Origin of the sequence: Sphingobium sp. PNB (genome assembly GCF_019873065.1) — a bacterium.
In the GTDB taxonomy this organism is placed as follows: domain Bacteria; phylum Pseudomonadota; class Alphaproteobacteria; order Sphingomonadales; family Sphingomonadaceae; genus Sphingobium; species Sphingobium fuliginis.
In genome coordinates, this window is the sequence record NZ_JAINEZ010000109.1 from 1 (window position 1) to 14,374 (window position 14,374).

Sequence of the window (14,374 nt, forward strand, 5' to 3'; positions counted from 1 at the left end):
GGCGTCGGTCAGTACGAAACGGTCCATCCAGAGCGTGAATCACATCTCCCAACAAATGGGAATCCTAAATCCCCACAACCCCTAGCCTTCCCATGTCCTGTGCGCCCCTTCATAGCGTTTTGCCGCTGCGTCGCGGGTTTTCTCCAGCGGGTGCCTTTCGGCTTGATGCCGTTTTTCCAGGTCCTGACGCGCGCGCCGAAGGGCGGCTTCGCGGCGGGCCAGTTGACGGCGCTCCGCTTCCTGCTGACGGTCGAGAGCCGCCAATGCCTCCTCCGCCGCCTCCAGCGGTGCGCGGTCGGGGCGGGGCCTGGGCCTGGCCGCGCCGCGCGCCTTCGCCTTTCTGGGGCTTGCGGGCTTCTCCTCGGGCAGCGCGGCGAGATGTTCCGCCATGGAACCGCGCGGGCGCCTGATGACCTGGCCTGGATGGGCGAGCGGCTCGGCCATGAGGGCCGGATCGGTCACGACCTCCGCCACGCCGCGGGCGAAGAGATTGGCGTCGACGCCCCAGGCCTCCAGCGCCGCCTTCTGGCTGGGCGCGGCGACATAGGCGTCGTGAAAGCCGATGGCGGTGCGATAGGTCTTGAGCGCGCGGGGCATGGGCGGGAAACGCCCGGGACAGGCGGCCGGCTCCCTGCCGCTACTGGACTCACGCGCGATTCCCTACTAGCCGCTCCCCTGCATGGACCCGCCGTGCGGGGCGGGCCTTAGATTAGGGACCAGGGTAGATGACCGTCATCAAGACCGCCGATCTGATCGAGAGCGTGGCCGACGCGCTCCAGTTCATCAGCTATTATCATCCGATGGATTATATCCGCGCACTGGGCAAAGCCTATGAAGCGGAGGCCAATCCTGCGGCGAAGGACGCCATCGCCCAGATCCTGACCAACAGCCGCATGTGCGCAGAGGGGCATCGCCCGATCTGCCAGGACACCGGCATCGTCAACGTCTTCATCAAATGGGGCATGGACTGCCGGCTGGACGATAACAGCCGCTCCATGCAGGAGGTCGTGGATGAAGGCGTGCGCCGCGCCTATCTGAACCCGGAGAACCGCCTGCGCGCCTCGATCCTGAAGGACCCCGCCTTTTCGCGCGTCAATACGAAGGACAACACGCCCTGCGTGCTGAATGTCGAGATGGTGCCGGGCGACAAGGTCATCGTCGACGTCGCGGCCAAGGGCGGCGGGTCGGAGAACAAGACCAAGTTCAAGATGATGAACCCCAGCGATTCGATCGTCGACTGGGTACTGGAGATGGTGCCGCAGATGGGCGCGGGCTGGTGCCCGCCCGGCATGCTGGGCATCGGCATCGGCGGCACGGCGGAAAAGGCCGTGGCGCTGGCCAAGGAATCGCTGATGGAGCCCATCGACATGGGCGAATTGAAGGCGCGCGGACCGCAGAACGAGATCGAGAAGCTGCGCATCGAGATTTTCGACAAGGTCAACGCGCTCGGCATCGGCGCGCAGGGGCTGGGTGGCCTCGCCACCGTGCTGGACGTCAAGATCTACGACTATCCCTGCCATGCGGCGGGCAAGCCGGTGGCGATGATCCCCAATTGCGCGGCGACCCGCCATGCGCATTTCACGCTCGACGGCTCGGGTCCTGCCTATCTGGAGGCGCCGAAGATTTCGGAATGGCCGCAGGTCGACTGGAAGCCGAGCAAGGAGGCGATCCGCGTCGACCTCGACACGCTGACGCCGGAAGTGGTGCAGAGCTGGAAGCATGGCGACCGCCTGCTGCTCAACGGCAAGATGCTGACCGGGCGCGACGCGGCGCACAAGCGCATCCAGGACATGCTGAGCCGCGGCGAGGAACTGCCGGTCGATTTCAAGGGTCGCGTCATCTATTATGTCGGCCCGGTCGATCCGGTGCGCGACGAGGTGGTGGGCCCGGCCGGTCCGACCACGGCGACCCGCATGGACAAGTTCATGGACATGATGCTGGAACAGGGCCTCGCGGCCTGCGTCGGCAAGGCCGAGCGCGGCCCGGCGGCGACCGACAGCATCGCCAAGCATAAGAGCGCCTATCTGATGGCGGTCGGCGGCGCGGCCTATCTGGTGGCGCGGGCGATCAAGGCGGCCAAGGTGGTCGGCTTCGAAGACCTGGGCATGGAAGCGATCTACGAGTTCGAGGTGCAGGACATGCCCGTCACCGTAGCCGTCGACAGCGAAGGCCAGAATGTCCACCGTCTCGCCCCGCTGGTGTGGCAGGAGAAGATCAAGAAGGAAGGCCTTCTCGAAGGGGTGTGAGGCTCGCCCGATCCTCCCCGTCGGAAGATGGGGAGGGGGACCGTTTGCGAAGCAAATGGCGGCGGGGAATCGGCGCAAGGCAGCCGAATGGAAGGATCGTCGCAGGCGCGGGAATTGCGGCGCGCTTTGGCGCACCCGAAATCGCGCTGTGAACAGCATCCGGTCGGGCTTTTGTGCTGGATTCCACTGCGCCTCTGTCCGGTTGGCAGTGGAGCTGGACAGCGGCTTTCATGACCATGCCGAGCAGATGGCGCAGGATGCCCAGCGTGACGCATGGGCGCGTTCTCAGGGGGTTAGGGTGCTCTGGATCAAGGCTCATGACATAATCCGGGATTTCGACGATGTGGCGCGGCATATCCTGCACCACGATCGCGCATTTCCCCTCCACCATCCCGGGAAGGACTAGGATGGCGTTTCCCATCTGGCTTCCGGCGACGCTGCTGGCGGGAGCGACGCAGGCCTGGCGGACGGCGGTGCAGCGCCGGGTCAGCAAGGAACTGTCCGTCAACGCGGCGGGTCTGGTGCGCTATCTCTACGGCCTGCCCTTCGCGCTGATGCTGCTGGCGGGCTATCGGCTGATCTATCCCGGCCCGCTCCCCTCGCCCGATCCATCGTTCCTGCTGTTCTGCCTGGGGGGCGGACTGGCGCAGATCGTCGCGACCAATTTGCTGATCATGGCCTTCGCCCATCGCAATTTCGTCGTCGGCACGGCTTATTCCAAGACGGAGGCGGTGCAGGGGGCCATCCTCTCCTTCCTGCTGATGGGGGAGCGTCTGCCTCCCTTGGCCTGGGCAGGGATCGGCTGCGGCGTGGCGGGCATCATGCTGCTGTCGGTCGGCGGCAAAAAGCCCGGCTTCCTCCGCGCGCTGGGGCAACCGGCCGCGCTGTGCGGCATCGCCTCGGGCTTCTTCTTTGCGCTGACCGCCATCGCCATCCGGCGGGGAACGCAGGAGGTGGACGCCGGTGGCGCGAACGCGGACCCGGTCCTGGCCGCGCTGATCGTGCTGGTCGTGACGGTCGCCATGCAGACGGTGATGCAGGGCGGTTTCCTGCTGCTGCGCGAGCCCGGCGAAATGCGCAAGGTGCTGCACGGCTGGCGCATTTCGGGGCAGGTCGGGCTGTTGTCCGCCCTCGGTTCGGCATGCTGGTTCACCGGCTTTGCGACTGCGCCGGTCGCGCTGGTGCGGATCGTCGGGCAGGTGGAGGTCGCCTTCACCCTGGGCTTCGGTCATTTCTACCTGGGCGAACGGATGAAGCAGAGCGAGGTCATGGGGCTGGTGCTGGTGGCCACCGGCGTCGTGCTGGCGCTGACTGGCGCGCTATAACGGCCCACCGCATCGATAACGGATATTTTACCAACGTCCGATAGCCCGGACGGCGTGGAAAACCAGGCAAGAACCCGGAACGTCGAACAGGCGGTGATGAAGGTGGCCAAGCTGTCCGGCGACCTGGGCATCCGCACGCTCGACCTGCAGGCGGACATCAGCGAGCTGGCGGATCGCGTCACCAATCAGGCCCGCACGATCGAGGCGATCAGCGGCGCGGCGGCGCAGCTTTCCCGGGATGGCGAAAGCGTGTCGCTGGCGGGACAGGATGCGCGCGAAAAGGCTGTGGCCGCGCGGAGCATCATCCAGGATTCCGGGCGCCAATTGTCGGACGCCAACAGCAATTTCGTCGACCTGATCGAGCGGGTGAGCAGCGTCCACGCACAGCTTGACGGCTTTCGCGAGGCGCTGAAGACCGTCGCCCATGTCACCAGCGTGATCAGCGGCATCGCCAGCCAGACCAATTTGCTGGCGCTCAACGCGACCATAGAGGCGGCGCGCGCAGGCGATGCCGGGCGCGGCTTCGCCGTGGTGGCCGCAGAGGTCAAGAAGCTGGCGCAGGAAACCGCGACCGCTACCCAGACCATCGATCAGTCCATCGGAGCGCTGACCGGCGAGGCGGGCAAGATGCTGGAGGGCATCGTCCACGGCGCGGAAACCGCGCGCACGGCGCTTAACGACACCAAGAATATCGAACTGCTGGTCGAACGGCTCGGCGCGCTGATGGAAGACCTGTCCAGCAACAGCGAGGGGGTGGCCGAACGCATCGCCTCCATCGTCGGATCGGCGGGCGAGATTCGCGGCGGGCTGGCGGCGCTGGCGAGCACCTCCACCGACAATGCAGGGGGCCTGCAAAGACTGTCCGGCCGCATCTCCACTGCCAGCGACGACACCAACCGACTGCTGCAACTGGTGGCGGAAAGCGGTGTCGAGATACCCGATACGCCCTATATCGATTTCTGCCTGGATGCCGCGCAGGCGGTAAGCGACGCGCTGGAACTGGCCGTTGTCGAGGGCCGGCTGACGGAAAGCGAATTGTTCAGCGAATCCTACATGCCGATCCCCGACACGCAGCCGGCGCAATATAGCCATCCGGTCCAGCCGGTGCTGATCCCCGCTGCGCGGGTGCAGCAGGAAAGGGCGCGCGTCTTTCCGGGGCTGTTCGGCATGACCTTCACCGACCGCAACAGCTTCGGCGCGGTCGCGATGCCGGAACGGTCGCATCCGCAGCGGCCTGGCGACGACAACTGGAATTTCGAATATTCGCGCCAGGGCCTGATCTTCGATTTCCCCGACACGCGCGAGCAGTGCAGGATCACCCAACCCTTCTGCATCAAGGCCTATCGGCGGCTGAACGCCGTGGGCGAGGTCATATTGCTGAAGCAGGTCATCGCCTCCATCCATGTTCGAGGACGGCATTGGGGGATTTTGCAAATGGCCTATCAGGACCAGGACAGGTGAGATTTTCGGCCTGAAGGGTCGGGAGCGATCTTCGCCGCGTTCTGAAGACGGAGCGGCGTATGGAAGCCCCGTTCAAACGCCATGATCTGCGGAAGGCGGGTGGATCGCGGCCATTCCGCTATTCTTGAGGCACAAAGTGCTCCTGCGAAGGCGGGAGCCCAGTTTCCACGGTGCAATGGTCCACAGACGGCGGAACCGGGCTCTGACGAACCACGCGTCTTGTTCGAGCGCCTTCGAGGAGCTTGGCGGGTTCGAACAAGAAGCGGACAGCCCCCGCCCCCTAACGTCCGAACTTCTTCTGCACCTTCCCGTAGCGCAGTTTGCGCGTTCCCGGCTTGCCCTCGGTCGCCCGTCCTCGCGGCGCCGCCACCTGCTGCCCGGCGGGCAGGCCAAGCTCTTCCGCCTCCAGCTTGCGTATTTCGTCCCGGATGCGTCCGGCCTCCTCGAACTCCAGGTCCGCCGCCGCGGCCCGCATCTGCTTTTCCAGATCCTCGATATAGGCGCGCAGATTGTGGCCGACGAGGTGCGGCCTGTCCTCCAGCCCGGTGTCCACCGTCACCTGATCCTTCGACGCGACATGGGCGATGATGTCGCCGATGTTGCGCTTGATCGTGGTGGGCGTGATGCCATGTTCCAGATTATAGGCCATCTGCTTCTCGCGGCGGCGCGACGTCTCGTTGAGCGCCCGCTCCATCGACCCGGTGACGCGGTCGGCATAGAGGATCACCCGTCCGTCGACATTGCGCGCCGCGCGCCCGATCGTCTGGATGAGCGAGGTTTCGGAGCGCAAAAAGCCCTCCTTGTCCGCGTCGAGGATCGCGACCAGCCCGCATTCGGGGATGTCCAGCCCCTCGCGCAGCAGGTTGATGCCCACCAGCACGTCATAGACCCCCAGCCGCAGGTCTCGGATCAGTTCTATGCGCTCCAGCGTCTCGACATCGCTGTGCATGTAGCGGACCTTGATCCCCGCCTCATGCATGAACTCGGTCAGATCCTCGGCCATGCGCTTGGTGAGCGTCGTGACCAGCGTGCGATAGCCCTTCTTCGCCGTCTCCTTCGCCTCATGGATCAGGTCGTCCACCTGGTCCTCCACCGGCTTGATCTCGACAGGCGGGTCGATAAGCCCGGTCGGGCGGATCACCTGTTCGGAGAAGGTGCCGCCGGTCTGCTCCATCTCCCACGACCCGGGCGTTGCGGAGACGCTGACCGTCTGCGGCCGCATCGCGTCCCATTCGTTGAAGCGCAAGGGCCGGTTGTCGATGCAGCTCGGCAGGCGGAAGCCATATTCGGCCAGCGTGATCTTCCGCCGATGGTCGCCCCGCGCCATCGCCCCGATCTGGGGCACGGTCTGGTGGCTTTCGTCCACGAACAGCAGCGCATTTTCCGGCAGATATTCGAACAGCGTCGGCGGCGGCTCGCCCGGCAGACGGCCGGTCAGGAAACGCGAATAATTTTCGATCCCCGCGCAGGAGCCGGTGGCAGCGATCATCTCTAGGTCGAAATTGGTCCGCTGCTCCAGCCGCTGCGCCTCCAGCAGCTTGCCCTCGGCCTGCAATTCCTTCAGCCGCTCCGCCAGTTCGAAGCGGATCGCCTCCATCGCCTGCTTCAGCGTCGGGCCCGGCGTCACGTGGTGCGAATTGGGAAAGACCTTCACAAATTCCAGGCTCGCGACCTTCTTGCCGGTCAGCGGGTCGAATTCGACGATGTCCTCTATCTCATTGCCGAAGAAGCTGACCCGCCAGGCGGTGTCCTCATAGTGCGACGGGAAAATCTCCAGATTGTCGCCCTTCACCCGGAAATTGCCGCGCGCGAACGCCGCGTCGTTGCGCTTGTACTGGAGCGCGACCAGCTTTCGGATGATCTCCCGCTGGTCCTCGACCTGCCCCTTCTTCATCGCGAAGGTCATGGCCGAATAGGTTTCGACCGAGCCGATGCCGTAGAGGCAGGACACCGATGCCACGATCAGCACATCGTCGCGTTCCAGCAGCGCACGCGTGGCCGAATGGCGCATCCGGTCGATCGCCTCGTTCACGCTCGACTCCTTCTCGATATAAGTGTCGGAGCGGGGCACATAGGCTTCGGGCTGGTAATAGTCGTAATAGCTGACGAAATATTCGACGGCGTTTTCCGGGAAGAAGCTCTTGAACTCCCCATAAAGCTGCGCGGCCAGTATCTTGTTGGGCGCCAGCACCAGAGCGGGCCGCTGCAACGCCTCGATCACCTTCGCCATGGTGAAGGTCTTGCCCGATCCGGTGACGCCCAGCAGCACCTGGTCCTTCTCGCCAGCCAGCGCGGTTTCCACCAGTTCGGCTATGGCGGTCGGCTGGTCGCCCGACGGCTCATAGTCCGACACCAGTTTGAACGGCCTGCCACCCTCGCTCTTTTCCGGGCGCGCGGGGCGGTGGGGGACGAAGCCTTCGCCGGTCTCCGGCTCGTCCAGCGTGGTGCGGATCTGGATAGACATAAGCGGAATATGGGGCCTTTGGCTTGAGACGCAATCGGCTTCACGCTCTCTTGTGCCGGGAAGCGGCAAAGCCGCGCGCCTCCGCCCTTTCAGGGCTTCGGTTCGAACGCCCCCTCGGACGGCGGCGGATAGACCGCCGGCTTGTCACCCTGGCGCGCGCGAAGAGCCGAAGTAGGCCCTTCTCTATCTTCCCAGTCCATCAACGCTCACCCGATTGTCTAACACGCATAGCATTAGAATTAGAACAAATAAAGAACATATGGCTTGCCCATTCCGCATTGCATCCTCCCCCTCCCTTGATATGGTCGCGCCCTGAACGGCGTGGAAACAGGGAGAAAAGCTTATGCGTCCGACACTCTCCATCCTGATCGGCCTGACGGGAGCGACCGCCCTGCTCGCGGCGTGCGGCGAAAAGAAGGCGAGCGAGCCGCAAACCCGCGAGGAGGTCCGTCAGGAAGTGCAGAAGGTCCAGCTCAAGCCCGGCCAGTGGGAGGGCAGCTATGAGCTGGAGGACATCGACATGCCGAACATGCCCGGCGGCGGCGACCAGATGAAAGAGCAGATGAAGAAGATGATGAGCCGCACCTCGATCAAATATTGCGTCTCACCGGAGGAAGCCGCCAACCCCAGCGGCAAGATGTTCTCGGGGCAGGAGAACAAGGATTGCGCCTACAAGGGCTTCGACGCCAGCGGCGGTTCCGTGAAGGGCGAGATAAGCTGCAAGTCGCAGGGCGGCACGATGAACGCCGTCATGTCCGGCAGCTATGCGCCCGAAAGCTATGAGATGCACATGGACATGAAGATGACCGGTGCGCCCAATGGCATGAACATGAGCATGAAGGCCAGGACCAGCGGCAAGTGGATCGGCACGACCTGCGCGGAGAAGTAAGGGCAGGCGATGTGAGCGAAGCGCCTGCAGGCGATAGCAGATTCCTCTTGCGCTTTGCACGGCTTGGCGCGAGCCTGCACCGGTTCCAACAGAGAACAGGGGAGAGGATATGCAGAAATTCGCGCTGGCGGCCTTGCCGCTTGGGCTTGCTCTCGGCTTGGCCGCCTGCGGCAGCAAGCCGGAACCCGCGCCCGAAACGACCGAAGCGCCGATCGTCATGAAAGCGGGCGAATGGGCGCTGACGCGCAAGACAACCGGCTATAATACCCCCACCGTCACCCCGGCCGAATATCAGGCCGCGCTGAAACAGGTGAGCGAGGACAAGATCTGCATCGCCGTCGATGCCGCCGGCGTGCCGGACGCCAATGCTCTCGCCGGGGATGAGGGCAAGAACTGCACCTACAAGGACAAGCTGATCCGCAAGGGGCGTCTGATCGCTACGCTGAGCTGCACATCCGGCAAGGGCACATCCGAAATCGTGCTGGAGGGCAATTTCACCGCCGATACGCTGACGCTGGGCAGCACCATGACGAGGACCGAGGGCGGCCAGCCTTTGCTGCGCACCACCCATGACGTCACCGGCAAGCGTGCGGGGGAATGCACCAAGGCGTGACGATAAGGACCGGGCGGGGTTCTCCAACTGTGCCCGGTCCGCAAAGCCCGACGGCGCGGCGTCTTCCTTTCGCGGGATCGCCGGCCTTTCGGAGCATGGCGCGCGGCCCTCGCGGCGATCGAAGCTACCGGCCATTATAGCAAGCGCGGGGATGCTTTCCGAGGCGATGGAATTGCGGATCGAGAGCGGCGGATAAGGGGCGGGTCGAGAGCAGCATGGGAGAACATGCTGCCGCGACGGATGGGCAAGACTGCGCCATGTTCGATGGACCCCGGAGCGCATCCTGGGTCGCGTCCTTCCATCGCGGCGATGAAGCCTAGGCCCGGGCGCGCACCTGATGTCCGGGGAAGAGCGCCGCCGCGTCGGCCGCCGGCATGGGCCGCCCGAAATAGAAGCCCTGCACCTTGCGGCAGCCCAGGCCCCTGACCATGGCCAGTTCGGCCTCCGTTTCGACGCCCTCCGCCGTGGTCGCCATGCCAAGACTGTCTGCCAGCGTGACCACCGCGCGGATGATCGCCAGGCTTTCCGCCCTGTTGTTCGCCGCGCCCACGACGAAGCTGCGGTCGATCTTGATCGTGTCGAAACGTGTGCGGCTGAGATAGCCGAGCGAGGAATAGCCCGTCCCGAAATCGTCGAGCGACAGCCGAACGCCCAGCCCCCGCAACTGATCGAGTATCTTGAGCGCCCCGGTATCGGCGTTGACGAACACGCTTTCGGTGACCTCCAGCTCCAGCCGCCGCGCCTCCAGTCCGCTCTGCGCAAGGGCGGACACCACCGCACCGACAAAGCTCGGATGGACGAGCTGCTCGGCCGAGACATTGACCGCGATGCGCACGCCTTCGGGCCAGCATGCCGCTTCCTTGCAGGCGGTCCGCAGCACCCATTCCCCGATCGGTCCGATCAACCGGGCTTCTTCCGCGACCGGAATGAATTTGGCTGGCGAGATCGGCCCCATGTCCGGGTGGGTCCAGCGCACCAGCGCCTCGAACCCGACGACAATGCCCGCCTGCGCCTCCACCACCGGCTGGAACAGCACATGCAGCTGGTTCTTCTCCAGCGCGTCGCGCAGCGCGAGTTCCAGTTGGCGGCGCTCCTCCGCCTGCGCATGCAATTGCGGTTCATAGGCGCAATGCACGCCGCCGCCATCGCCCTTTGCGCGATAGAGGGCGAGGTCCGCGCTGCGGATCAGCGCTTCCGATTCATGGCCATCCTGTGGCGATACCGCCGACCCGACGGATGCACCGACGTAAAGCGTATGTTCGTCCACCTGATAAGGGGCTGAAAGGCCGTTGATGATCCGGGCCGCGAGCCCGTCGACGCCGTGATTGTCCCCCAGTTGCGGGATGACGACGGCAAATTCGTCGCCGCCGATGCGCCCGCAAAATTCCGCGCCGGAACAGATATGCCGCAATCGCCGCGCCACCTGGGTCAACAGCTTGTCACCGATCTGGTGGCCCAGCGTATCGTTCACCGCCTTGAACCGGTCCAGGTCTATCATCAGGAAGGCGCAGCCGCCGCGCCCTGCGCCCGCCGCCGCGCCGCCGCCCATAGCCTGATCCAGCACATCGCGCAGATGCGTGCGGTTGGGCAGGCCGGTCAACGGGTCGAACCGCGCAAGCTGCGCGATCCGTTCCGCCGATTCCTTCTGTTCGGTAATATCGGAGCCGACGCCCCGGAAGCCGAGAAAGGCGCCGCCCTCGTCATAGCGGGGCGAGGCGGACAGTTCCCACCAGCGCACATCCCCCTCCAGCTCGACCGGCAGGACGATGTTGCTGAAGCTTTCCCGCCGCTTCAGATGATCCGCCAACGCATGCAGCTCGGTCGGGAACAGGCCGCTTTCCCAGGCATTTCCAGCCAGCAGTTGCACCAGCAGCACGCCTTCCACCTCGACCGGTGTACGGCCGAGCATTTCGGCAAGGCGCGGCGACACGCCGCTCAACCGCCGCGCGGGATCGGTCTGCCACAGCCAGTCGGACGCGCCATGTTCATATTCGCGCAGCAGCAGGCTGACGACCTCGCTCTTTTCCTCCAGTTGCACGCTGGCGCTGTGCTGCCGGGCGAAGGTCCGTGCATAAAGGAAGCAGCCGACCAGCAACGACAGCGCATAGCTGGTGGCGAGGGCAAGCAGCGGCGTCTGGTCGCGCGGATCGAACAGCGCGCCAAGCCCGACGATGCAGGGCAGCAGGAAGCCGGTCGCCGCCAGCGGAGTGGCGGCATAGCTGATCGCGCCGCAGACCATGATGCAACTGATCAGCGTCCAGTGCGCCACCAACTGCGCGGCGCCGTGCCCGGACGAGAGCGTCATCATGCACGCCGCCCAGACGAGGCCGTGAAGCAGGCCGGTGAAGCCATGGACCCTGAGATCGGTCGCGCTTGCCGCCGCGCCATTGCGCCTGCGCCGCAGGATGGCGCCGACGGCCATGGAAAGGACCAGCGCGGCGCTCCAGACCATCAGCCCCGGCACGGAGCCGTGATCGCCGAAGACCTGCCACAGGAACAGCAGGCCGAAGAGGTTCATCGCCTGCCTCAGCAGCGCGACATGATCGGCCGAGCGCAATTGGGCGGCAAGGACGCGCTCCGCCGCATCGCCCGGCACGACGGCAAGACCCATCATCGCCCGAAGCGATATTCGCTCCCGCGAAGCCTGTTCAGAAGATGGCCCTTGCCCGCGTCTCACCCGGCCGGATTAACAGCAAGCGGTTATCAATCCGTAACGGCCGTCAAAAGCAGATGAAAAAAGCGGCCCCCGGCCGGTCGGTTCGCGGCAAAGGGTCAGGCGGCGATGTCGTAGGGCCGGATTTCGCCGGTCAGATAGAGGTTGCGCGCCTTCGACCGGCTGAGCTTGCCCGAGCTGGTGCGCGGCAAAGTGCGCGGCGGCACCAGTTCGACCACGCAGTTCATGCCGGTGATCGCCCGCACGCGTTCGCGGATCTGGTCGCGCAGCCGGGTACGCTCATCATTGTCGGAGGTCCGGCAATGCACCAGCACGGCGGGCGCTTCCTCGCCGCCCGGCGTGGTGATGGCAAAGGCGGCGATGTCGCCCTGCTTGAAGCCGGGCAGCTGCTCCACCGCCCATTCGATGTCCTGCGGCCAGTGATTCTTGCCGTTGATGATGATCATGTCCTTGGCGCGGCCCACGATATAAAGATAGCCGTCGCTCAAATAGCCCATGTCGCCCGTGTCCAGCCAGCCGTCGACCATGCAGGCGTCGGTCGCCTCAGGATCGCGGAAATAACCGACCATCAGCGACGGCCCGGTGGTCCACACCTTGCCGATCTGCCGCTCGTTCAGCTTCGCTCCATCCTCGTCCCGGATTTCCACCACCATGTCGCGCGCCGGCTTGCCGCAATTGACGATCGAGCGGAAGCGCTGCGGCCGGCCTTCGGTCGCGTCGCCGCCGGAAAGGTCGGTTTCCTCCACCAGTTCGACGATGATGCCCTCGCCCGGCGGCATGATGGTGACGGCCAGCGTCGCCTCGGCCAGGCCATAGCTCGGCAGGAACGCCTTGGGGCTGAACCCCGCGTCCCCGAACGCATCGACGAAGCTCTGCATCACGTCCGGGCGGATCATGTCCGCGCCGTTGCCCGCGAGCCTCCAACGGGAAAGGTCGAAACGATCCTGCGCCTTGGTCTGGCTCGACATGCGGCGCGCGCAAACGTCGTAGCCGAAGGTCGGGGAATAGCTGATCGAGGTGCCCTCGTTGCGGCTGATCAGGTCCAGCCATGCCAGCGGACGGCGAGCGAAATCCTCGGTCTTCATATAGTCGGTCGACACCTGGTTGGCGACGACCGACAGGAAGCAGCCGACCAGACCCATGTCATGATACCAGGGCAGCCAGCTTATGCAGCGGTCGCTCTCGACCAGTTCCATGCCATGGCTGTGCGCCGCCAGATTGCTGAGCAGCGCATGATGCGTCACCGCCACGCCATGGGGGAAGCGGGTCGAACCGCTCGAATATTGCAGATAGGCGATCTCCTCGCCCTTCGCCTGCAGCAGATCGCAGGGCACGGCTTCCCGCGCGATGAAATCCTCGAAGGCGATGCTCTCGACCGCCTTTTGACGGCCGGATTCCCCCGCCATCTCCTCCAGTTCCTTGGGAAAGAGGAACAGCATCGGGTCGCAGCTCGACAGTTGGACGTTCAACTGGTCGATATAGCTTTCCTTGCCGCCGAAGCTGGTCGGCAGCGGCAGCGGCACCGGCCAGGCGCCCGCATAGACGATGCCGAAGAACAATTGCGCGAAATCCGGGCCCGTCTCCGCCACCAGGGCCACGCGATCCTCCGGTTTCACCCCATGGGCGATCAGCCGGTGGGCGCAGGCGACCGCGTCCTCGCGCAGCTCCGCAAAGGGATAGGGTCGCGCCAGATTCCCCCGCGCGTCGTGAAAGTTCAGGCCGCGCCGCCCGGTCGCAGCATAGTCCAGCGCTTCGCCCAGCGTCTCGAAGTCCGAGAAGCGGCGGGGCAGATCGTCGGTGGTTGGCGTCGGTGCCATCATGCTTTGCGAACCCGTCATATTGGTGTCACCCAATGTCATGTTTGTCATATTCCGGCGCGCCGCTAACAGCTTTCAAGCCGCTTTGCACCGGATAGTTGCATTCCAGCTTGGGCTTTTACCCCAAAAGGGGCGGTAAAATTCCGGCCCGACTGTGGCATAATCAAGGCGCAACAGGCATGAAGCATTGCCATGACCGGCAAACGCCCTCCTGCCCCGCTCGATGAAGAGGCCATGCGCGAACTTGCGCTGCGTTATGTGGCGCGCTTCGCCACCAGCCGGGCCAAATTGCTCGCCTATCTGGGCCGCAAGATCAAGGAACGCGGCTGGGGCGGCGAAGACCCCGCCGATCCGCAGGCGCTGGTCGATCGGCTGAGCGAATTGCGCTATGTCGACGATGCCGGCTATGCCGTGATGAAAAGCGGCGCGCTCAGCCGCCGCGGTTATGGCGCCCGCCGGGTCGCGGAAACCCTGCGCGCCGATGGCATAGCGGAAGCCGACCGGGTGGAAGCCCACGCGCAGACCCAAAGGGAAAGCTGGTCCGCCGCCGACCGCTTCGCCCGACGCAAGCGGATCGGCCCCTATGCCCAGGAACGACCGGATCTAAAGCAGCGGGAAAAATGGATTGCCGCCTTCCTGCGCGCCGGCCATGATTACGCCACCGCCCGCCGCTGGACCGACGCCGCGCCGGGGGAAGTGCCGGAAGCGGATGAGTAGCCGCTCAGCACCCTGTTTGTTAACCGCCAGGCCGTGATACCTCACCCCCATGAAGCCCTTCTTCCTCCTCCTTCTCCTTGCAATTCTCCCGGCCGCCTGCTCCCCATCCGCCCCCAAAGCCGAAAACACCGCCGCTCCCACCGCCACCGGGCAAACCACCCTCCTCCC

General features: G+C 64.9%; 11 protein-coding genes. 7 read left to right on the forward strand and 4 right to left on the reverse strand.

What is annotated here, in order from left to right; genetic code table 11:
* Positions 1–81 precede the first annotated feature (81 nt).
* Positions 82–597, reverse strand: a complete 516-nt coding sequence (locus K7W03_RS23885) for a hypothetical protein (protein ID WP_222887523.1) — start codon at positions 595–597, stop codon at positions 82–84.
* 128 nt (positions 598–725) lie between these two features.
* Between K7W03_RS23885 and K7W03_RS23890 the strand changes: the two genes are divergently transcribed.
* From K7W03_RS23890 to K7W03_RS23905, 4 genes are all read left to right on the forward strand, one after another.
* Positions 726–2,246, forward strand: coding sequence for a fumarate hydratase (locus K7W03_RS23890; protein ID WP_025547484.1), 1,521 nt, complete (start codon positions 726–728; stop codon positions 2,244–2,246).
* Positions 2,247–2,301: 55 nt separating this feature from the next.
* Entirely contained in the window at positions 2,302–2,652 is a 351-nt protein-coding gene (locus tag K7W03_RS23895) for an endonuclease domain-containing protein (RefSeq protein WP_226870453.1), read from the forward strand.
* Between the two features lies 1 nt (position 2,653).
* Positions 2,654–3,571, forward strand: coding sequence for a DMT family transporter (locus tag K7W03_RS23900; protein ID WP_044660371.1), 918 nt, complete (start codon positions 2,654–2,656; stop codon positions 3,569–3,571).
* 96 nt (positions 3,572–3,667) lie between these two features.
* Entirely contained in the window at positions 3,668–5,032 is a 1,365-nt protein-coding gene (locus tag K7W03_RS23905; protein WP_140042573.1) for a methyl-accepting chemotaxis protein, read from the forward strand.
* Between the two features lie 280 nt (positions 5,033–5,312).
* On the opposite strand, the gene uvrB is transcribed toward K7W03_RS23905, so the two are convergent.
* Positions 5,313–7,496, reverse strand: a complete 2,184-nt coding sequence (gene uvrB / locus K7W03_RS23910) for an excinuclease ABC subunit UvrB (RefSeq protein WP_222887524.1) — start codon at positions 7,494–7,496, stop codon at positions 5,313–5,315.
* Between the two features lie 343 nt (positions 7,497–7,839).
* Between uvrB and K7W03_RS23915 the strand changes: the two genes are divergently transcribed.
* Both K7W03_RS23915 and K7W03_RS23920 read left to right on the forward strand, forming a co-directional pair.
* On the forward strand, positions 7,840–8,385 hold the full coding sequence (locus tag K7W03_RS23915; protein ID WP_048576805.1) for a DUF3617 domain-containing protein: 546 nt from the start codon (positions 7,840–7,842) through the stop codon (positions 8,383–8,385).
* Positions 8,386–8,494: 109 nt separating this feature from the next.
* Positions 8,495–8,998, forward strand: coding sequence for a DUF3617 domain-containing protein (locus K7W03_RS23920; protein WP_222887525.1), 504 nt, complete (start codon positions 8,495–8,497; stop codon positions 8,996–8,998).
* Positions 8,999–9,314: 316 nt separating this feature from the next.
* Here K7W03_RS23920 and K7W03_RS23925 read toward each other — a convergent pair whose 3' ends face one another.
* Both K7W03_RS23925 and K7W03_RS23930 read right to left on the reverse strand, forming a co-directional pair.
* The gene (locus tag K7W03_RS23925; RefSeq protein WP_222887526.1) at positions 9,315–11,612 is read right to left on the reverse strand and encodes a putative bifunctional diguanylate cyclase/phosphodiesterase; all 2,298 of its coding nucleotides are present in this window, start codon (positions 11,610–11,612) and stop codon (positions 9,315–9,317) included.
* A 158-nt stretch (positions 11,613–11,770) separates the two neighbouring features.
* Positions 11,771–13,531, reverse strand: a complete 1,761-nt coding sequence (locus K7W03_RS23930) for a fatty acyl-AMP ligase (RefSeq protein ID WP_222887527.1) — start codon at positions 13,529–13,531, stop codon at positions 11,771–11,773.
* Between the two features lie 150 nt (positions 13,532–13,681).
* Between K7W03_RS23930 and K7W03_RS23935 the strand changes: the two genes are divergently transcribed.
* A complete protein-coding gene (locus K7W03_RS23935) occupies positions 13,682–14,206 on the forward strand; it encodes a regulatory protein RecX (RefSeq protein WP_044660375.1) in 525 nt (174 codons plus the stop codon).
* Positions 14,207–14,374 lie beyond the last annotated feature (168 nt).